The organism is Vibrio sp. 10N.286.48.F5, assembly GCF_041469785.1.
Taxonomy (GTDB): domain Bacteria; phylum Pseudomonadota; class Gammaproteobacteria; order Enterobacterales; family Vibrionaceae; genus Vibrio; species Vibrio crassostreae_C.
Window position 1 is genome coordinate 1 of record NZ_JBFRLG010000049.1, and the last position, 22,855, is coordinate 22,855.

Here is a 22,855-nt window from a genome sequence, read left to right on the forward strand (position 1 = left end):
TTTTATGTCAATTTAATAATAGGCATTTAAATTTTTGATATTAAAAGAAAGGATTGATATGGTTGATGTGTTATTGCATCCTATTAATTTAGGTTCAATTGTTTTAAAAAATCGTATCGTTATGCCACCTGTAGCATTTTCTGAAGCCACTAAATCCGGAAACTTCGTTAACGATATGATGGCAACATATTATTCTCGACGTTCATCTGCGGGATTGAGAATCGCTGTGGGAAATCTGTTTTATCCGAAAGAACAAGAGTATTCGTTGCCTTCTGCTCTCGATACTCAAGAACAGATTATGGAATGGAAAAAAATCACTGATTCAGTTCACAAAAGTGGTGGCGTGATTTTCGCTCAATTATGGTACGGTGGTCACCCCGAAAATATCGATGGTGGACAATCTATTACTTCTTCCGTAGTCAAAAAAGATAGTGTTAAGGTTTTTGTTGATACTAAAAATCGTAATCAGGAGTTTGTCGGGGCAGCAATACCAAAAGAAACTACAAACAGTATTTTCGACATCGCTGAAAAGTATCGACAAGTTGCTTTGACTGCTATGACGTCTGGCTTTGATGGTGTCGAACTACATGTAGAAAATGGCTATTTCGCTCATCAATTCATAGAATCAGAGGGCAATACCTTCGTTTATGAGTATGAAGGTTTTACAGAGAATCGCCTGCTTTTTTGAATGTGGTTGTTGATACTCTTATTAGTGCTATAGGAAAAGACCGTGTAGGGGGTCGCTTGGCTCCATTTGCACCTCTAAACGGAGCTGTCGATAAAAATACAGCAAAAACTTATATATCAGCAGTTAAATCTCTCAATAAATCGCGAGTTGTCTATATTCATATAGATGAATTTGATTCGGGTGATGACCCAGCAATCCCTATAGAGTTTAAAATAGCTATTCGAGATTTATATAAAGGAATAATAATTTCTACTGGTCGATATCATTCCGAACAGGCCAGAATAGCAATAGAGTCTGATTTAACTGATATGGTAGGGTTCGGTCCACTGTTTATGCCCCCCCTCCAACTTACTGAATAGAATTAAGAATAATTAGAAATTTTGTAAATATAACTCTAAACTTTATTCACAATTGGTAGAATAGGATTGGTTGATTATTTTTTATTTTATTAAATTGATATTTATTAGCATCTTACGGTACATATGACAACTAATGATGATTTGATTTTATGTTAAAATGGTTTTTATATGGAAACTACTATGGATTATATTAAGGAAACGTTATTATGGATATACTTAAAAAGATAGAAAATTATAAGCTTGAAGAAATTAAGGTCGCGAAATTAACGCGTCCAGAAAAAGAGGTTAGGGAAATAGCTCTTGACCAGCCACCAACGCGTGGGTTCGTCAAAGCATTAATGAACAAAGAACAACAAGGAAAGTTTGGTCTAATTGCAGAAATAAAAAAAGCCAGTCCGTCTAAAGGGTTGATTCGGTCAGATTTTAATCCGGCAACATTAGCAGATGGTTACGAAGTAGGTGGTGCTGCTTGCTTATCAGTTCTGACGGACACGCCAAGTTTTCAAGGCTCTTTAGATTATTTGGCTCATGCGCGCCAAGCCTGCAAGTTACCTGTGTTGCGAAAAGATTTTATATTTGATTATTATCAGATATATGAATCTAGAGCTTGGGGAAGCGATTGTATATTGTTAATAATGTCCGTTTTGAGTGACTCGCAAGTTAAAGATTTCGAAGGTTTGGCTATTGAACTTGGGATGGACGTACTAATTGAAGTTCACAATCAAGAAGAAATGGAGCGAGCATTATTGTTAGAGTCTCCTCTGTTAGGGATAAACAACCGTAACCTCAGAACTTTTGAGGTGAACCTCAACGTTAGTGAGCATTTGTCAAAAATGACGCCCAAAAATAAATTGTTAGTTAGTGAAAGTGGTATTTTTACTAATGACGATTGCCTGAGACTAAGAAAATCAGGTTTTAATAGTTTTCTAGTGGGGGAGAGCTTAATGCGGAAAGATGACGTAGCACATGCAGTTAAAGAGTTAATTGAAGGTATCTAAAGAATTATTGTTGCTCTATGAGAAGTCGATTATTATTTGTACAAAGTATGATTTCTAAAGATTATTTTAAACAAACGTATAACGATAGCATCAGTTTTTTGTTGGCTTTTAAAACCACCGTCTATGCCGGTGGTTCTTACTTTTAGAGGAAATAACCACCATAAGTGCAGATGTGGGAGGCATGGCCCGATCAAAGGAGAGTGGCATTCTTTTGATCGAAACTTTATTTTCTAAGCTTACCTAATTAATTACTTTACGATTCATAATTTATCTCACTATCGTTGGTTATCATGTTTGGATTGCTTTTAGTGCAGTCTCGATTGCTAGGCTCACAATGGACGATAATCTTGTTCAGCAAGCCACCGAAAAACTTTGATAATGTAGCTGCTATTTCTCTTCAGCTTGACTAGATCAGCGACTTACCGTTATCTATAAACCAGCCTTGCTGTTAACGCTTTGTGCCACTTCTCTGGTTAGAATAGGAACCTTATTACTTGGTGGAGTGTTTTCGATGTTGTCAAAATGGTTGTTTATGGCTTTGCAAGTTAATATTTCAAACGTTCATTTTTTATGTATCAAGTTTTGAACTCTAATTAGGTCTTGTTAGGACTAAGAGAATTGTATTTCTTTAAGTTCTATCAAAGAAGTTAATAGGTTATTGTAAGTACAACTATGATAATTTTTTTAGAGGTGCATTCATCATAATGAATGACTTGGTCTTTTTTTATCAACCTAAGGTAGCTGCTAAGAAGGACGGTACTTTCTCCATATACGGCTATGAGGCTTTGTTACGCTGTAAAAAAAATGGGGTTTATAATGTTCCCCTTGATATACTTGAAAAGTGTAAAGATAACTATGAGTTTGATATATTCATTATTAGGTTGTTAAGAGATAGCCTAAAAAAAGAGAGTTGTTTCTCAAATAAAAACATCAGTGTAAATGTACACCCTTCCTTTTTTGAATTTTTTAAAATTTCAGAAAACAAAATTTTTGATGGTTTTAATTGTGCTAGTTTGGATCTTGAATTATTAGAGAGCTCAAGAGTAAACGATTTTTCTAAAGTAAATAAAGTTATGAATTTCCTGACCTCAGAATTTCCCTTTATAAGGTTAGCTCTTGATGATTTTGGAAGAGATTATACATCCTTAGAAAGAATAATTAATATTGAGAATATTAATGTAATTAAGTTGGATAGATTTTTAACCAATGATATTTTAAAATGTGAAAAAAAAAGAAAAGTTTTAAAGTGGCTTGTCGAGTTTACGCATAAAGAGTTAAATATTGAAACAGTTGCTGAAGGGATCGAAGATGAAAAAGTCCTAAAATTTTTATTAGATTTGGGTGTGGTTAATTTCCAAGGTTTTGTCTTTGGGAAGCCAATGCCTATTAATGAAATAAATAATTTTAATCTTTCATTAAGAAATGTTTGACTTTTTTATATGAAATTTTTAATTAGTGGGATCTTTTTGGAACGTTTATTATTAGGAAATAATGGCTAGTGTTATGAAGCATTTAAGTCGTAAAGAGTATAATTTGGCAATCTTTTACGTTGGTGAACTGATAGAGTCAGCTTACGTACTTTTTCTTTCGAAGAAGTATGTATCTAGTTCTATTATTCTAAGTTCAGTATTTGACGAGATATCGAAGATTAAAAAATGGCAAATTGAAATATACGGAGGTTCAAGTGTAGAAGAGCAACGTATAAACTTAGTTAAGAGCACCAAAAAACATGATACTTTGCTCGGTCTTAACTCTAGTGTGGCTAAAAGATTAGCATTAATTATTAGTGATGATCGTGTGAAAGACATTTTTCATAGATACGCATTAGGGGTAAATTTTGATAAGGAAATATTAACTCTTAATAGAGATAAGGATGGGTTAAATTCACCTTTGGATAAATTTGATATTATATTTACTGCTGAGTATTTTATTACAGTAATTAGTGTGTTTAGTAACGAGTTTTGGGGGGTTACATCCGAGTCATCAGTTATTTGTGACTCAATTGATAGTTTGTATAAAGAGGTTGAATTATGGTTAAAAAGCGCTAGAGATAACGGATAATTTGACATTTTATTTTATGGGGTTAATTTTGGGAAGTGGACAATATTTTTGTAATGCCACCAATTTTGATTTAGGGACTGTTATTATATCAAATGGTATAAATGGTTTGTTAGATAGAAATATAGGGGCAAACTTGTGGGTAATTTTTCAACGTCATCGAAATGCTGATTGGGGGCTAATTGATACAAATAGTAAGATCGAAAACGACCTTTCGACACATCGGGGCGGCGTGATCATGTCAAAATACAATTTTTGTAACGATATAATATCAGTAGTGACTAACCAAGATAGTATGGAAACTACAGTCTCTTTGTTTTCTGAGATTAGAGAACTACACGAAAATCTGAATAATTAATGATTGAAAATATAAATTAATCACGATAAAAATATGAAAATAAAGCTAAAGCCTTACTTACTCAAGTATATGGGATTATTATTACTCATTCCACTAATCTCTTTAGCTAAATAATATTTAGGCGAGACTATGATTGTAACTGCCAATGCAGGTCCAAGTGTTGATATTAATAAGGCTCCTGCCATAATGTCGGTGATTGATGTTCAAGAATAAAGGAAATACCATTTAATACTGTTACTTCTTAAGCTTAATTGACGGCTTTGATCTTTCCCAGTTCCAATTGGAGAAGAGAAAATAGATTGGGCGCGAGTTCAGACTTCTATGTCAAGATAGAGGGAGGCATAAAAGTATAGCTATCGTTATATTAATAAATAGCAATGCTCGAATGAAGTGAACTTTATTTATCAAGAGCATGACTATACCACCAAGCTCTTATCAGCACAGAAAACCATTTATTAAATTGTCACACGTAAAAATTGAGGCCTGAATGTGGGGCTCTAAATTACTGTATTGAAAAATCCTGTTTAATATTAAAAAATGATCGCAGCTTCTCTATCAAACGACAGCTAATAAGATTTTAAGAGATAATAGTTATGGATACTATTGGGAGCCCACTTTATTTGGGTTACCAGTAAGTGGGCTTGATAGAGAAATATATAACGTTGTACAACTATTCTTACTAAAAATGAGTGGTTTATTCGTCTAATGAAGCATTGAAAATATTTGGGTGAGAGCTCGCTAAAGCCACGAGTTCATCTATGATGACTCTAATTTTTGGTAAAATATAAGGTGTCTTAAGCCAAATTACACTTATTGGTGAACTTTCACCTGAGATATTTTCCAATACCGGGGATAAATGTCCTTTCTCAATATGCTCTTGAACTAGCCAGACAGGTAATTGCGCTAAACCCGTGCCAGATAAAGCTGACTGTAAGATACCTTCGCAATCGGCTATTTCATGGCGGGCATCAATATGAAACGATTCATTCATACCTTTTTTATTCTTTAATAACCAACTATGCCTTTGTCCTATAGGCCAACCGACGATGCAATCGTGTTGGGCGAGATCCTCTTTTTTGGTAATACGCTCTCGAGTAGCTAAATAAGAGGGTGAAGCGCATATCACCCTTTTTTGCTCCCCAATTTTACGCGCAACAATATCGCCTGAGTTTTCTAAGTGGCCAACTCGAATCGCAAGATCAATCCCGTCGCTGACTAAATCAGTAGGACGGTCATTAAAGGTGATTGATAAATCTAATTGCTCGAACTTGGACGTTAATTCTAGCAACTTGGGCAAAATTGCTCTTCTACCGAGAACAGCTGGTAAGTCGAGACGAACACGTCCAGAAGGCAGTAATTGTTGGTTGTTTAATCGCTTTTCAGCTTCCTCTAAAATCGTCATTGCCTTAAGGCAATCTGCAAAATAAGAATCTCCATCATTGGTTAATGCGATGCGTCGAGTCGTTCTATGCAGTAGTTTTGTACCCAGTTGCTTCTCTAGTCGAAGAACGCTTTTACTTAAGGCTGAGCCTGTCATACCGAGAGCTTGGGCCGCAAGCGTAAAACTACCTAGTTGAGCTACTGTAATAAAGTGGCGAATTTCAATAATATGGCTTTTCATTATACCATTAATTCCCATGTTGACTTTGTATTTATAATTATACGGACTTAATTGGTGTCTGTGAATTATTTAATTTACTCATGTCGGTTTAGGATGAAAATCAGTTATCTTTCTTACACAAATAACAACAATATAAATAGCTTCATTCGATTCTGACTTTTTGGAGTGATGAAGAGGTGATAATCAGGTGGGCGCGAAGTAAACCGAATAAGCGCTGGAGATCACGTCGGTACAGTGATTTGGCCATCACGACAACGCTTTTAGTGAAACGAGTGTTTTCTATGCCACTGAGATCTCTGCAAGGATTTATCGAACAAAGCAAGTTGAGGTCTCATTTAAGACTAAAACGAGAGGAGCGATACCAACACCTAACCATTGATGCAACTGGCCTTAAGGTTTATGGCGAAGACGAATGGAAAGTCAAAAACACGGGATGGATGGCAAGCGTAGAGTTTAGCGAAAGCTTCATATTGTAGTCTAGACAAACACTCATGAAATTATTGCAGCTAAGCTAAGTTTATCGACGGTTACAGATGGAGAAGCACTCCCGAACTTACTTAAACAAACACACCGAAGCATCCTTGAGGTGTCTGGTGATGGCACTTACTACACGACAGCTTGTCACGCTGCGATTAAGATTAAGAGAGCCGTATTGGTTCTATGACCCCTATGTAGCTCTGTGGCAAAGTTGTTGATTTAAATCATTAGGTCGATCTATTGGGTCTTCATTGGACTAAGTGTTGTGATTTTTATTGTCTTAATCGAGGTGCGTGAATAAGCTATTATTTAGCTGAGTTATTACTGGTTGTTTCTATTATTCGTAACGAAAAGATATTAGAAATTAATTTTTAACCGTTAACAAAGAGGTAATTTATTTCTATGGACGACTCCTTTAGGTGCCGTTGTATTCAATCGTCTTCTTTTATTGAGAGGGCAAGACAATGTTAGAACTCTTTCTACAACCCGAAATCTGGGTAGTATTTACAACCTTACTGATTCTTGAAATCGTTTTGGGTGTCGATAATGTTGTCTTCATTTCTGTTCTGTGTGAGCGACTTCCCGTAGAGCAGCGTAAAACCGCACGTAATTTGGGGATCGGTTTAGCCGTTTTAACCAGAATAGGTTTGGTCTTTTCTATTTCTTGGGTGATGTCTCTTACTCACCCTTTGTTGAGTTTAGCCGATTTAACGTTCACCGGACGAGATATAATTATGATTATGGGCGGTGGATTCTTGTTGGTTAAAAGTGGTAAAGAACTTTGGTCATGGTTGAAGCATACACCATCGTCTTACTCAACTCGTGCCAAGGCTGGACTGGCTGTAGTACTCCTTCAGATCGTAGCGGTAGATGCCGTTTTTTCAATGGATTCAGTTATAACCGCTGTTGGTTTAACGTCTGAAATACCTGTTATGGTAGCTGCTATTTTGACTTCCGCTGTTTTTATGATTTTGACCGCGGAAAAAATAAACAATTTGGTTGTGCGTTATCCCGGGTTTAAGACACTGGCTTTATTGTTTTTGGTTCTCTTAGGCGGATTGTTGATGGCCGAAGGGTTAGCAATTCATATTAATAAAGGTTATGTATACTTTGCTATGGTGTTTGGTCTTGCGCTTGAATTATGTCATATACAAATAAAAAACAAACAAAAGAGAACGTTAATTATCCATCGCATTAAAGTACTTAAGTCTAAAGCGAATCAGATGACGTTATAATAATATAATTTTCTGCATTGACGAGGTTATCAAGTAGAAGTGGAATTGACTACGACTCATTCCACTTAACTGATTGAACTTATTTTTGGTGGGGTGTTCAATAGACTTAGGTTCTAATTTAGGCCGGTTTTTCTTTGTTTACTGGAGACAACCCATTATTTATTTAATATGGCAGTTGTCGGTGCAGTAACTTATAGGTAGTAATCAAAGTCTCTTTTTACCATAATTTGTGTTCGGTGTTCTTGGTATCCACTTGGTCTTCTAGCTTCTATACCCGATTTAGATAATAAGTGCGACATTCATGAAAAGGTGTAGAAGAGGCAGCCAACTGCTGAAAATGGTATGCTCTTCTCGCCAAAGAAACAAGAAGTACTACCATGAGTTTCTGTCCTGTTAATGCTATGCTATTTGACGTGTGGACGCATATTGAACATTGCGCTCAAGCCTTAAGGCATAATAAAATGGTGTGCGGAATTATTTTCCCACGTTAGTTTCGTTTGCTTAAGTTATTGTCCTTTGGACTAGCGTTCAAACAGTTTTGGTTTTTCAGAGGAAGTTGTTTCCCATTTTCTTTACGTACATTAAATGTGTTTGCGGGCATAGATTAGTAGTTGCCATATGGCAGAACCATCCTAAGCTCGCTTATATAGTTGCTTAATTTACCTGCAGACGTTGTTGGGTCACTCCAGCTATTCTCTATGTTTTGGCCTCTTTAAAATAGAGAGTGCTCCCGAAAGTTAACTAGAGTTATTAAATTTCAACCACCTCATTTACGTTATTCTATCGCTGCTATGCGCTTGCGTTATATACTCACTCCACCAGCGCATGAGCACTTTCCTTTTTTCGAAAAAGTCAGATCTGTTATAACTTGCTCTTGTCGTATTTTTGTCCATGTGTGATAGGCAAGCCTCAATATGAAGCGTATCGTACCCTTGTTCATGTAACGCGGTAGAAGCTATGGACCTCAATCCATGTGCTACAAGTTCATCTTTGAACCCTAAACTACGCTTCAAAGCTGCATTGGCCGTATAGATACTTATATGACTGTTTGGGTCTCGTTCTCCCGGGAAGATGAACTCCTTATTTTCACTTTGAATTCTAATGTATTTAAGAATATCTATTGCTTGTTCGGTTAGAGGTACTTTGTGTTCACGCCTACGCTTCATTTCTTCAGCAGGTATAGTCCAGCAATTATTTTTAAGATCAATATCCTTCCAGCGCGCTCTGGCCGCCTCTTTTGGGCGAGCGATGGTATGTAACTGCCACAGTAGAAGTAGTTTGGTTTTATCTTGGATGTTTTCGTTCTGTGACAAGCGAGACAGAAATTCGCCTAAAAGCTCTGGGCGTATAGTGGGCATGTTTTCAACTTGGTGTTTCTCAAACGAATGGATCATTTTTGTTAGGGGATTAGCTGCTATGACGTCGCTTGCGACAGCGTATTCCATTATTTGATTTAGACTTTGGCAAATTCTTTTAATAGTTGATAGTTTACCGTCGGTTTCCAATGGTCTCAGTGTTTCAATAGCATAACGTCGACTGATCTCACTTATGGGAAGTGCGCCTAAATGGTCGAATACGTATTTCTCCAATGTTCTCCAGGTTCGTTCTGCATGAAAGGGGCTAACAGATTTACGTTTTCTTTCAAACCACATCGTTGCAACAGCAAGAAAGTTATCGTTGTGCTTACGCAGCTCTTCAATTCTCTTATCTTCTTTAAGGCGCTTAGGGTCTAAACCTTCCGCAATTTGTTTCCGATACTCTGCTGCTTCTAATTTGGCGGCTGCCAGTCGTAAAGAAGGATAGGTTCCCATCGAAATTTTGGTTACTTTTCGCGTTACAGGGTGACGATATTTAAACTGCCAGGCTTTCGTTCCAGTTCCTGCACTAGAGCGTTTAGGTCGAATACGGAGCTGTAAGCCCTCTTCAACAGTGTAGGTATATTCCTTGTCTTTGATAACGAGCGCTTTTATTGATGTATCTGTAATCCGTTTAGCCATAATCATAATCACATAGATGAGAAAATAGAGACCATTGTATAGCAAACTAGTCTGGTGGGGTACCGGGTGGGGTACCAAAATGTTGAATTGGAGTGGGATTTACTGGAATGTCCTGGGATGGTTTCTCTATTTAAATGATTGATTTTGTGTTGATTTTGGTATTTATTGGTTGTTCTTGGAATTTTAATTCAGTTGACCCGGAAACCATTGAATAGACATAGAGATAAACCTTGATAAATATATTTGCTGCACATTGTAAGGGTTCGATAGGGCGTGTAAAGCGCTATATCGCCTAGAAGAACTACAGAAAAAGACATTTGCGCAAAGATTCTTGGGAGTTCAATTGAAATTGACTATTAAGTTACAATTTAGAACGCAGTACTTATGCGGCTAAGTCTTTGATTCAACTGCTAACAACTTGAAATGAGTTAGTGAGACAACGCGTTATCTGAGTCTCCTATTCAGAGATAAATAATGCGAGTATTTGCTTGGTTTGCCTCAAAGGCAAATCGAATATTACTAGGGGAACTCTATGTTGGAGGTTGGTTTGATTGTACAGATTGAGCTAGGCTTTTTATTAGCTGCTTACGTTCAGCTTGAGCAATGTATATAAATTGGTCGTTGTAGCTTTTGTCTGCGTTGATATATTGTTCGAAGTTAACTGGTACTCCAGCAACCGAAAGCTCTAAATGCAAGTGAGGTCCAGTTGTTCGGCCTGAATTCCCAGTAAGACCGATTATCTGACCTTTAGTGATGTATTCCCCAGCTAAGACATGTCTTTCTGAAAGATGAAGGTAGCGCGCATAGTTTCCATCAGTGTGTTTTATGGTTAAGTAGTTACCTGCGAAACGGTTATATCGAGACTTCAAAACGACACCGTTGGACAACGAATGAATCTCTGTGCCAATAGGTGTCGCGTAATCCGTTCCAAAATGAGGTGCAATTCGATTCGTTATAGGGTGTTTCCTGTTTAAATCGAATGATGAACTCACTCGATAATGCTTAGCAAGAGGGAATACATAGTCATTGTTTATTTTATATCCATTTTCGTTATAGATATTATCATCCGCCCCTCTCATAGCAAAAAATTCTATATCACTACCTAAATAGTAAAAAGCACTGACATATTCTGTTTTTGTACCATCATGTTGGGTTTTTATTGAAAACTTATCACCGTTGTTAACTGATTTAATAATGTCAAAATTATCACCTAATAGACTCAATAGTGATTTTAATTCATTGTTCGTCAAACCAGAGGATAGTATAGAACTGACAAAAGAGTATTTCACAACCCCTGAAACCATTTCAGATGTCGGAGCTGGGGTTGGAATATGAATGCTTTTGGGCTTGGCTATTTTAGGTGCCTGTTTTTTATCAGTATTTGAATGATTGTAGCTTAGCGATATGGCTGTTGAAACGATCAAAAAAACCATCAAAAGGCCAAAGGAAAGGGTACGGCGACTTAAATGGCTATTTATTTTCAAATACATAAATTATCAATAAAATTCGGTTAATGGATAAAAATAAGAATTAGATCATAATATTTATTTGTTTTTTTTGCATGTTATTTTAGTTCATTCCTTCGTAATGACTAGCTAAAGGTATAGGGTGTGTTTTTAGAGAGATAAAAAACAAACATTTCACCTTTTGATTTAGCTAAACTGTACTTTATAAGTAGTTATTATGTCATGTTGAGAAAATCTTAGACGATAATATAATCGCGGAAAAATATACTCTGCCAGAAAACTATGTTCACTAAAAATACGTTGAAATCAACATTAGGTCTTATTGTTACGTCGCTTATCTTAAGCGCATGTGGCGGTGGGGAAGGCGGAGGTGATAACACCCCGCCAGCAAGGAATACCGGAAGCATCTCAGGTAACGTTTTTGACGCTCCTGTGAGCGGTGCGAAAATTGAGGTGTTTGAATACAAGGATGGAAACCTAGGTAGGAAGTTAGCAAGTACGACTTCCGATGCTTTTGGTGACTACAAGGTTGAATTTGAATCTTCATCGATGCCACTTTTCATCGTAGCTAAAGAAGGCAGTTATACCGATCCCTTAACGAAAAATACAGTGTCTGTCAGTAACGGCAAAACACTGCGTTTAGAAGCCATGCTCAATTACAAAGAAGGGCGTGATCAAAACTTAATGCTGACCCCTTTGACGAACATCGTTTCAGGTTTAACTCAATACAAAGTAGGCAAGGGAGTGTCAGGCTCTACTGCTATCTCAGAAGCATTAAATAGCATTAACGATATGTATGGTTTCGATGTCAATGAAACTACACCGATAGACATAACCAAAGGTGGTCAAAGTAGTTTTGCTACATCCGGTCACCAATATGGTGCTTTGTTAACCGCTTATTCTTCTTATTCGTACGACCTAATTCAAAAATACGGTGATACTCAGAGTAATATTTACACATCGATGCATTTGGCTGATATCCAATATCGAGATGTCATTGCCGATGGTCTTCTTGATGGGCTGGAAATAAGTACTGTGTCGGGAGGGGTAACCCCTTTAACCTTCGGTCAACAAAAAGTCTCTAGTGATATTTACACTCACGATTTGGCACAGCATGTTCTAATTGTCGTCAATGATCCTAACTTAAATATTTCAGGAACAGACGCAGACGACTATGTTGAGTTTAGCCGTAAGATTAATGACCAAGGCACCAATAGCGGTACTGGCGGTGTGATCCCACCTCGCGACGAAACCGAAATTGATACCGAAGCGCCTACAGTGTCTAGAACAGACAGTGATGTATTGGTAAGCCTCGATAAAGTGGATATTAAGCTCAATGATGAAATTGGTGTTCAAGGTGTCTCAGCGTACCTTGAATACCAACTGGACGGTGTCTGGTCTCTCGAGAGTCAGTGTGACGATGAACAAACTGCGGGTAGTGAGTTTTGTTTCTTGGAATTCGACGGCTTTGAATCTGGTCTTAGAGAAACAAGTATTAAAGTAAGTGTAGACACAAAAGCCATTGACGCGGTAGAAGTTGATTCGGATACGGGACTCTCAAATGTAACTGCGGCACGTTTGGTTTTTTATACGACTGACGTCTTAGGTAACGAATTAGTTCAAGGGCGAGATGTTGGCCATTATGTAAACTTTGAATGGGACAACAATGCGCCGGTAATTGAAGTAACCTCGGCTAGTTCTATAAACAACAGTGCAAAAGAGTATGTGCTTAAAGGCACTGTAAAAGAAGACTCGCAAGAGATTGATTCGGTAACGGTTTCATTTAAAGGCGGTTTAGATGATAGCGTTTCTTGTGGTCATATAACTTTAGAGTCAGGCAGTGCCTGTGAATTCAGTAAGGGATATTCAACCGATGAATTCGTATCGATAACAACATTTGAAATTAAAGCCACCGATAGCAACGGGAATATTGGTAAGGAAGTTCACGAAGTCGTTCGTGATGATCAAGCGCCGGCGCAAGTGATTAGCTACCCAGAGAATGCTCCAATGAATTATGTCAACGTTAGTGTTGATGGGGAACGCGTAACTAAAGAAGATGTTTATACGCAAGACACCTACACATCAGAAACGGTTCAATCCACTCGTGATTATTTGAAGATTGATTACATTTACGCGAGCAAGGGGATTTTAAACTCAATTCCCGATGTCGATTTTAGTGACTTTAATGTCAACGACCTCAAAGATAACAAAATTCCATATGTTCGTGTCAGAGTCTCAGATGGCAACGGGGATATGGGGTTAGGATCTAGTGCCGACAAACTTAAGCTAGTTGTTAAGTATTTAGTAAGCGCAAACAATGATAATAACTACGTGCTTCAGAAGGTAACCGATACCGTAGCCTCTGCCGCTAACATACCCCACGAAACTATCTCTGATACTGAAGGACACGTAAATGAGGTTATCTATTATGTTCCTTTTGTAAAAGAAATACTTGGTGACAACTTCGATTCGACGTCCGAGAACAGCAGTCAAAAACTAGTGATTCAAACTATTGACGAGTCTGAAAATGAAAGTGCTGAGCAAGAAGTTTATTTTCGTAGTAGCTTCGACTTGCCGACAATGACGATCGTTACTCCATTTATCGGGGCTAGTGTGCAATTGGAGGGATTAAACTCGAAGGGAGAGTTTACCTCGCTAGGAAGATGTACCACGATTCAGCACTTAGAAAGTGATGGAACAAATAAAGCACTCGATGTTGCTGGATGTGAAACAACAACTGATGTAGTTAACTACGACTTTATGCGAGTGCGGTTAATCGGTATTGATGGTAATACGCAACCGTATTACCACAAGTGGGAGAGTGATCCAGGTACACAATCAGAACAAGTGAACCTAAATAGCGCGAATATAGGTGCCTACTTTAAACTTAATGGTTCTAAGACTTTTTATATTACCGAGCTAGCAACATACCAAACCGGACTGTTTGACTCTCAATGGAATCAAGTTGAAGCTGGAAACAAGACTCCAGAGAATGCCGCACGAATTTTAGACGACGTACAATATGCTCTCGCTGGTGGAAGCGATTCATTCTTTGGTTTCGACCCAACGATCGTTTCGTATGCAACGAATGAAATATTGAAAGGTGCTATTCCGGAAAAACTGCCTAATAATTATATTCATCGGTTTTTAGTAGAAGCGATTTATGACATTACCCAAATAAACAATATGCTACTAAGTAACTCTGTTGATTTTGCTTCCGCTATCTATGATGACTTGCAGTACGATGGCCAAGCTAACGGTATTGGTAGTGGGGGTGAAAAAATAGTTCTAGATTCATATGAATTTAGCTCAAAGTCTTACCGTAATGACTTAGCGCAATCATACTATAACATTATGACTGAAAAGTATGGTGTAGCAGCTAACCTAGCTCAGCGATACGCCGATCAGATATCAATGGCGAACCCAAGCCTCGATGGCGAACAGATTATAGACGGTGATGGCGAAAGTATTGATAAATCACCGCCTCAACCTTCGCTAAGTATCGAAAATGGCCGAGAAACATGGGTTGGAAATAAACGGTACGTTGCTGGTGTTTTAGATTCACGGATTATTTTGGAAGATCCGTCAGGCATTGTCGTGGAAGAAGGCAGTCAGCCATTATTTGTTACAGTGTGGTATAAGAAAACTGAACCGAATACGGAAATCCCAATTGATCTGAATATTCGAGAGTCAGGTGGTGATAATTATAAAAAAGAGTATTTATTTACCCTTAATACCGAGTCTTCAAATCTCAAAGGGATTGTCGAGTTTGCACTTGTGACCAGTGCAATGGATGAGCATGGAAATAGCTATGGTTACAATGGAGAGGAACCACATACGGAAACTTTGTATGTGGATAATGATTATCCTTTAGCGACTTATATTCCCCCGAGCGATGGTAATGGTGATCCGATTGACGAAAATGTCTATTTGAACACCAATTATGTTCAAGAACTCACTTTCAACATTGACGATATTGTAGGAGACAAATTGGACGAGCGAGGGCTCACTTTCTACAACTCGGCAACCGGTGTTACTAATGATTATGACGCTAACTCACATTTTTCAAGTAATACAGAGGATCATTTTAAGGTAAAACTATGCTCTGGAGACAAATGTAGCAGTCAAGGTAATATTATTAGTCCAGAAGATGGTAATTGGGTGGTGTATGTTAATGCTGAAGACAATCTGTCTAATATAGTTAACCGCCAGACGACCAATGCCCCTCAATTTAGTGTATTACTTGATTCAAAAGGTCCGGTAGTAAACGGATCTAAAATTATTAACCACTTAGGTGGTAATACTAGCTGGGTACCTGATATTACTTGGAGCTTGAGTCCAGGGAGTTTGGTTGAAGTCGATATGAAGTCAGAGTCTGGCAGGCGTTTCACTTTGCAACATTACGAAACAGAACCTGAAGAGAGTACTGAGCCGTATCTATTAGGCATGCAGCCTAACGTAGAGGTGAGACTAGTTGCGGAGGCATTTAAATATAATGAGAAAAACTTCTTCTACGTAACAGCAACAGACAGTTCTTTTCCATCGGGAACACACAGTGGTGAATTTGAATTCTTGGTCGACAACAAGGGACCAGTAATTGAATTAGCTGACCCTTGGGTTTTAGACACTAATTCAGGTGAAAGCTATGTTCTTGGTACCGCATTTACTGTAAAGCTTACATCAGTATCTGACGACTCTGATGTATCTAAGGTTGAACTTTGGCAACAAGGTCAAAACGCTGCAATACGTTCAATTGACCCCAAAGATCCAACGCAGCCCTTTGATATCGAAATTACAGAAACGCAAAGTGACACTATAGTGATTGGCGAAGACAGAAAGGCTAACCTGTACCTCAAAGCCCTAGACGAATATGGGTTTGAATCTGAAACAGAAATTAGAACTGTTCTGCTAGATCGTGAAGGCCCATTACTAAAGTTAAATGCGTTTGATCCGGAAAGTTTCTATCTTGGTGATTATGTATTCAATCTTTCAGCCCAAGATTTAAATGATAGGGGAACACCATCATCAGACGGTGTTAACAATGAAACATTAGAGTATTGGACTTTCAAAGAAAACCCCTCTGATGCAAGCACCTTAGTTGGTGAAGATATGAAGATTCCTTTAAGAGGTGAAAACGATGGTGATAGTGCGATTCGCACTATCAGATTAGGTGGTTCCGACATTAGAGGGAATACGACAAGCATAGATTATGTGGTTAAAGTTCAAAACTCAAAGCCCACTATTAACTCGGTTACTTTCACATATGAAGATGGCACGCCAGTTTCTTCTGGTGGCCAGATACAAATTACTCGTGTTGAACCTGTAATTATAAGTATTGATGCTGAAGATGAGAGCGGGATCCCGCTAGTTGAAGGTACTTATAAATATGGGGAACAAACCAACAATATCTCATTTTCTCAGAAAGGTGGCCTTTGGGAAGCTAGGTTGACAGAGGCAGATCTAACGGAAGATGGTGCCTATCAGTTGGAATTCAAAGTATATAATAACGTTCGCTATAGCTCTGAACAAGAAAGGCCTGTTTCCGAACGGTCAGAAAGTATCAATGTGCAACGTCAAGGTGTTGCTCTGTCAATCGTAAAACCGACTGACTTCCAAAGTCATATATCGGGAAGTACCCTTAATGTTGAATTTGGCCCTGCGGGTGAGGTAAAAGCAAAAACATTAGAATGTTGGGTTAGAGAGAATTACACCTCAGACGGTGTGCCGGAAGATGGTTCGAACAATGCTTATTCAGGTGTTATAACTAATCCTCAAGAAAATTATAAGTGTAGCATTACAACTGATGTGAATATGTCTGTTTCACCTGTGGTTTTGATAACGAAAACAGTAGGAACGAATGATACTGAAACAGTCAATAAATTCAGCTTTAATATGATGGATATCGATGCCCCTACGGTTGAACAAGACACATATCAATTTACTGGCAATGACGTTGGTTTGAACGCCGAAGGTAAGAAAGTTCTGAGCTTAACATTGAGCTTCAAAGACAATCTTTCTGGTGTGGATATTAGTGATGGTAACGAACCGTTATTGGTAAGAAATCGATTAAATGTGTCTTTTGAACCAAATAGTTGTAGCTCTAAATTGGGTATAACGACATGTACGTATAGAGAGTTGTATGCCGATATCCTCTCTCCGGGGGCGTTACAGCACTTATACACGATTAAGAACTTGTCTGATGTCGCCGGAAACTTAGGTTCGGATCATGCGTTAGAATTATTGCTTCCAGCCCAAGGCGATTTAGAAATCGCTATTACCAGCCCTGCTGAAGATACTATTATTCGAGGTGAGACCCTTGAAATGAAATTCAAGGTGAAGGTTGGACAAAATTCTGATCTTGAAAATGTCGTCGCAACTCTAGATGGTGCGTCATATAATTTGAATGATAACCCAGAGAACTTTGGCCCTTTCACTAAGTGTGAGGATGACTATTCTTGCTCGACGTTTACCGCGCCATTAGATGACAAACTAGATGGTCAATTTATCAAGCCTAAAATTCAAATTATTGATGTATGGGGAGAGTCTATAAGCGATGAAGTCAGCGTAATGGTCGATAATAGCCTACCAAATGTTGACGACACTGTATCCCTCAATGAATCTCCGGATGATTCTAGCTTAGTTAGATTTCAGTTTTCTGTGTGGGATGAAGGTAGCGGTATAGCAAAGGTTAAGTACACAATAGTTAATCCTAAATATGTATTTGATAAAGATGACATTGGCGACAATTCACACCTTTATTTTGATCTTCCAAAAACTGAGTTAGAAGAGTTGAATTCGATACGAGTCAATGTCGAAGCAACTGACAATGTAGGTTGGACTCAAAATAAGACGACTGATATTGACATTAGGATACCAACTATTGATTTGGCTTTTGATGGAATAACGAGTTTACAAGGGGGTAAGCTTGCTTTTACTAATGATAGCCAAGCGTTCACCATTACCTCTGAAGAGGGAGAGGATGTAAAGGCTGCTTCCTATGCTATAGATTTGGTTCCAGTTTCAGGTAACACGATTAAGTTTTCTGGGGAAATAGCCTCTTCAACAGCTTCAGATACGATGACTTTTGATATCGATGCTCAAGCTGAGTATATGCAAAAAGTAACCGTAACCGATTCTATCGGGCGAGTTATTATTGACTTTAATGTGCTCAACAAGACTTACGATGCTGAAGGCATCGCATCCATTGTTGATTACCAAGCACCGGTCATTTCAAGTATCACCAGTACTCAGGATTCGATGATTCCAGAGGAAGGGCTATATTATTTGGATGTAAGAGCATACGTCTTCGATAAAAATCTAAGCAGTGTTGGTTCTACTGCGGAAAACGGTACCGATGCCCCGGTAAACCCACAATCAATTGAAGAACCGACCAAAGACGGTGACCCTTACTTGATACGTTATCTTTTATCTCCTGGCGATTATCTAATAAATGTAACGGCAGACGATTTAGTTGAACACCAGACCGAGAAGTCACTAAATACAAAAGTTGAAGCAGCAAGTATTCCAGAGCTAACAATATCAACGGCAGCATCAATGCCTTTGGCTGGTGGCGTTGAAATTCCACTTTTGTTTACCTTCACTGAAGAGGTTAATCAATTTGAATTTTCAGATGTAGAGATTTAAGCAAGTGATGGCAATGATACAGGCGAGTTGAAGCAAGCATCATGGAGTACAACAGACAATATAACTTGGTCGGTCAATTACATAACGCCTGAAAAACAGAACAAAAACATAACCATACGAGTCGGTGATAATAGTTACGAAAGCGTAAATACTATCCCCGGTACAGGGGATAGTTTGGTTTTGGGGATTGAGGGTGTGTTACCAACCCTGTCTAGCGTGACATTTGATCCAATGCATCAGCAAGTAGGCAAAGATGTACAAGTAGCCCTTGAATTTGATAAGGAATTACAAGAAGTAACGGCCATGCTTGGTGGTAATCAAATCAACTCACTAACTGCTACGGCTGATAAGAAAGTTTGGAAGGGTAACGTTCGAGTGCCTGATACTAATGAATTAACAGTGGCTTTGATTACAGAGCAATACAAAGACCTAGTGGGTAATGTGGGCACGCAAGACAGCACACACTCGCTGCCTATCACGCCAACGTTGGACATCACACCGGTGGGCAGTGTGGACGGCAGCAATGCCGCGAACTTGGCCTTCTCAGGCACCTCGACCCGTTTTGATGGTCAAGAGCTTCGCCTGGCAGTGAAAGCGCAAGACAATGAGACGGTATTGAAAAATGGCGTTACGACCGTAGCAAGCGGTGGGGCTTGGAGCAGTACGGTGGACATCAGCGATCAACCGAACGGCAGCTACACCGTTATTGTGACGGGCACCAATGCTTCAGGCGTGCAAGTCACCGAAAGCGCAAGCTTTACGCTCGCGCAAGCGGTGCCGACGTTAACGAGCGTGACGTTTAACCCAACACACCAAGCGATAGGTCAAAGCGTATCGGTCAGCCTTAAGTTCGATAAAGCGCTGCAAGCGGCCAGTGCTGAGTTAGGTGGTACGGTCATCTCGCTGACGAAGAGTGTGGATGCCAGTGTGTGGACAGGGGATGTATTGGTTCCTGCGTCGTCTGATTTGACGGTGGATCTGGTGGTGAAAGATTACCAAGATTTATCGGGTAATGTGGGTGCGGATAGCACACATTCGCTGCCTATTACGCCAACTATTAGCATCTCTGCGATCAACAGCGGTAATGATGTTAACGAATCAGAGTCACCAACGTTGATTCTCGATGGTACTACGGTTCGTTTTTCTGAAGGTGATAAGTTGAGCCTAAGTGTCACAGACAGTGGGGGAGTTAAAGTTTCAGATGCTGAGGTGCTGGTCGGTGAAAACGGAGTTTGGCAATATGAAATGACTCTTGATCCAATCGAAGGTGGAACTGTGATGGTGTCACTACGTGGTGCTAATGGACTTGGAGCCGATGCTACTTTGGTTGAATCTACATTTACCTTAAGTAAGGATGTGAGCGCTGCAGTGGTCGTAGTGCCAAGCTTATTACGACAATTGCTTATTTACGACAATGGCACAAAACTAGCAGCATAACACTAATTGTTATATGGAAGATTAGACAAAGGTCTGCCTATTCGGCAGACCTTTTTTGCAAATGTATTTCAGGTTGTTGGAATTTGAGTATGTATCCAGGGCTTAATCATTTTTATTACCCTCAATTTTATTAAGAAAATTATTGCACACCAGTGCCCAATATTGATTAATTTAGTGATGCTGAGTCATTGAAATGAAAATTATTTTGTTTTTTCTGTTTCATTATTTAGGCATATTTTCAGTCAGATAACTAATATAACTGGTGATGCAATCAGAATGGCAATTGCATAGATATTTTGCATAGTAGTTTTTGGTGTTATCTCTAGAAAAGTGCCATCTTGATATTAACTGCATAATATATATAGTGTTTATATCACATCGTTATTTGATGTGGTGTTCTGCATTTTGGTACTTTAGTACCACCCTTTTAAGCCAATTTAGTGTTCCAAAATAAATCCTATTTATATTGGCTAAGTTTATGTGGGAATTTATTCCCACTTTTTTTCTCTTTTACAGATGAGAAAATGCTCAATATAACCTTCTAAATCGATGAAATGCTTCCACCAGATATGTGTGTTTGGTCTAGTTAGTATTTACTTAAGTACGCAATTAAATGACTATTATGTGACATCCGTTCAAATTGATTTGCCTTTTTAGTTGGTCAGACGAAATGACTATTTATCCTGTTTAATTAGCTTTATTGCTAGTGTTATGGTTTTTGACGATACTCCTTCTAATCTATTGAAATTTATAACCATTACGCGTAGAATTTATTTAACCAAATCGTTTTTTAAGCCTTATCAGCTTAGTTATCACCGCAACTATATATACCTGTAGGTTGTGGAGAATCCAAATGCACTTAGTTTGCAAATTTATATCTAGTTCGTCTCTCAGTACGAACGATCTTCAATATGTCCTAACTCCGGATGAGTGTATTGGGCTATTTTCGCGTGTGCGTACCCCTAAAGACATCTTGGCTCAGTTACCAAGCACTCTGGTTCAGCAGATTACTGCGTCGGCTAAAAAAAATGTCCACAGCCTGCTTAATGCTATTCGAGTAGAACTTGTAAAAGCGAACTGGGTTTGTCTTTCATCCAATGTGAGACGCAGTCCATTAACGAGTAAGCAGCTAGCAAACTTCCCCCGACTGAAGTTATATGTCGATCGGGTGAGTAATAGTACTGCAGAGCGCGTTCACAAAGCTAACTACCAGCAAGTTGTCGATGATGTACCTTTGGCACGTCACTACAGCTTCTCGCCGGTTGAACCTTCCCCAGAGCATAAAATCGTCGTTGAGTTTGCTGGCCAGTGGTCTAGCAATGCGGCATGTTTGATGTTGGGTAAAACTGAGGCTCAAAAAGAAAAAGTCACCGTAGGTAAGCCAGATCGAGAGAATAAACACCGAAGCCTAGCGACATTTAAAGATCTCGAAACTGAGGGTAAAACGCTTTATATCAAAATCCCTTGTTCTGACCAGCCTCAGCCGATCTTGCTTAAACTCGCCGAAGACCTACAACCCGTTGATAAAGAAGCTCAGATGGATGAGTGGGATAACGTGTTGGTGCCTGTGAGATCATTGGCTTACTTAGATGGAAGCAACGACAAAGCAAAAGCTTCTGATCTGCGTGGTGGCTTCCTTTATGTCTTTTGGAAAGGGAAGCTTTGGCGAGAGATGGCCATAACCGAGAATGGTTACTACCAAGATGTCGACGTCGAGTATTACCGTACCTTAGAGCAAGAAAAAAAGAAAAAAGACACACATCAGGTAATACAAAGAAGCGCAAGCGGTTTTGCCATGGCGCATTTCTGGGCACCTTACAAAATATCCGGTGAAGCCCAACAGGGGGAAAATGGACTCAAGATCATTTTCTCACCAAAACAAAAGCGCTTTGCCCAAATTGAAGCTTTAGAATCGGATGCTGCTTTACTAGAGAAATCTAGCACACCATTAGATGAATTAAGTAGTTACAGTGATGGACAGTCATTCGGTGCACAAGAATTCACCTCTGATGTAGACAGTGCCGCCATCCACAAAGTTACCGAAGACGACATGCCATGGCTGAGCGGCCGGCAAGCCATAGTACGCAGCTATGACCAGAGCAATACCGTGATCGCTTATGTGGATGGTAAAAACAGTGGTCTATTATTCCGAGTGGATGTTGGCACCTCCGGCATTACCGCTTTGAATTCACTCTATGTGATCGATCACAATAGCGATTATAAAGATGTCTTTGATTTAGAGTTTTATGAAGGGGAAGACCACGATTGGCAACAAGCGTTACTAAACGGGCTACCATCGGACGGAATCTTTACTATGTCTCTTGTACATGATCAAGATCCTGATAGCCGTCACGTACTTTTTGATCAGGTCGCTTATAACGATTTATTTGTTGAGCCTGAGAGCGCTACTGAAACTCCGCCAAAAGCTCTGCCAAACGACAAGCCTAAAGGTATGACAACAGAAGAAAAACAACGCTTTGAGTCATTAGTGCTGGATTGGTCGTTGTAACCTCACTA

11 protein-coding genes and 2 pseudogenes are annotated in these 22,855 nt (G+C 38.9%); 10 read left to right on the forward strand and 3 right to left on the reverse strand.

The features are described 5' to 3' along the window. The first annotated feature begins 121 nt into the window (after window positions 1–121). The 5 genes and pseudogenes from AB4185_RS20660 to AB4185_RS20680 all read left to right on the forward strand — a co-directional run bounded on the left by AB4185_RS20660 (window position 122) and on the right by AB4185_RS20680 (window position 4,461). Window positions 122–1,047, forward strand: a pseudogene (locus AB4185_RS20660) (alkene reductase). A 206-nt stretch (window positions 1,048–1,253) separates the two neighbouring features. Then, window positions 1,254–2,045 (forward strand): indole-3-glycerol phosphate synthase TrpC, encoded by a 792-nt coding sequence (trpC, locus tag AB4185_RS20665; protein WP_086714121.1) that lies wholly within the window; start codon window positions 1,254–1,256, stop codon window positions 2,043–2,045. A 704-nt stretch (window positions 2,046–2,749) separates the two neighbouring features. Then, window positions 2,750–3,475 (forward strand): EAL domain-containing protein, encoded by a 726-nt coding sequence (locus AB4185_RS20670; protein WP_086714120.1) that lies wholly within the window; start codon window positions 2,750–2,752, stop codon window positions 3,473–3,475. 73 nt (window positions 3,476–3,548) lie between these two features. Further along, window positions 3,549–4,106, forward strand: a complete 558-nt coding sequence (locus tag AB4185_RS20675; RefSeq protein WP_086714128.1) for an AbiV family abortive infection protein — start codon at window positions 3,549–3,551, stop codon at window positions 4,104–4,106. Window positions 4,107–4,134: 28 nt separating this feature from the next. Continuing rightward, entirely contained in the window at window positions 4,135–4,461 is a 327-nt protein-coding gene (locus tag AB4185_RS20680; RefSeq protein ID WP_229647823.1) for a hypothetical protein, read from the forward strand. Window positions 4,462–5,155: 694 nt separating this feature from the next. Here AB4185_RS20680 and AB4185_RS20685 read toward each other — a convergent pair. Then, window positions 5,156–6,082 (reverse strand): LysR family transcriptional regulator, encoded by a 927-nt coding sequence (locus AB4185_RS20685; protein WP_228761174.1) that lies wholly within the window; start codon window positions 6,080–6,082, stop codon window positions 5,156–5,158. A 152-nt stretch (window positions 6,083–6,234) separates the two neighbouring features. On the opposite strand from AB4185_RS20685, the pseudogene AB4185_RS20690 reads away from it, so the two are divergent. After that, a pseudogene (locus AB4185_RS20690) lies at window positions 6,235–6,743 on the forward strand (transposase); the annotation flags it as partial. Window positions 6,744–7,023: 280 nt separating this feature from the next. After that, on the forward strand, window positions 7,024–7,794 hold the full coding sequence (locus tag AB4185_RS20695; protein ID WP_086714118.1) for a TerC family protein: 771 nt from the start codon (window positions 7,024–7,026) through the stop codon (window positions 7,792–7,794). Window positions 7,795–8,564: 770 nt separating this feature from the next. Here the strand turns inward: AB4185_RS20695 and AB4185_RS20700 are convergent. Next, on the reverse strand, window positions 8,565–9,791 hold the full coding sequence (locus AB4185_RS20700; RefSeq protein ID WP_086714117.1) for a tyrosine-type recombinase/integrase: 1,227 nt from the start codon (window positions 9,789–9,791) through the stop codon (window positions 8,565–8,567). A 530-nt stretch (window positions 9,792–10,321) separates the two neighbouring features. Continuing rightward, on the reverse strand, window positions 10,322–11,281 hold the full coding sequence (locus AB4185_RS20705) for a peptidoglycan DD-metalloendopeptidase family protein (protein WP_229647822.1): 960 nt from the start codon (window positions 11,279–11,281) through the stop codon (window positions 10,322–10,324). Between the two features lie 258 nt (window positions 11,282–11,539). Between AB4185_RS20705 and AB4185_RS20710 the strand changes: the two genes are divergently transcribed. The 3 genes from AB4185_RS20710 to AB4185_RS20720 all read left to right on the forward strand — a co-directional run bounded on the left by AB4185_RS20710 (window position 11,540) and on the right by AB4185_RS20720 (window position 22,847). Then, window positions 11,540–18,901, forward strand: a complete 7,362-nt coding sequence (locus AB4185_RS20710; RefSeq protein ID WP_372135872.1) for a hypothetical protein — start codon at window positions 11,540–11,542, stop codon at window positions 18,899–18,901. 195 nt (window positions 18,902–19,096) lie between these two features. Further along, entirely contained in the window at window positions 19,097–20,338 is a 1,242-nt protein-coding gene (locus AB4185_RS20715; protein WP_372135873.1) for a tandem large repeat, read from the forward strand. 853 nt (window positions 20,339–21,191) lie between these two features. Continuing rightward, window positions 21,192–22,847, forward strand: a complete 1,656-nt coding sequence (locus AB4185_RS20720; protein ID WP_372135874.1) for a hypothetical protein — start codon at window positions 21,192–21,194, stop codon at window positions 22,845–22,847. Window positions 22,848–22,855: the final 8 nt, after the last annotated feature.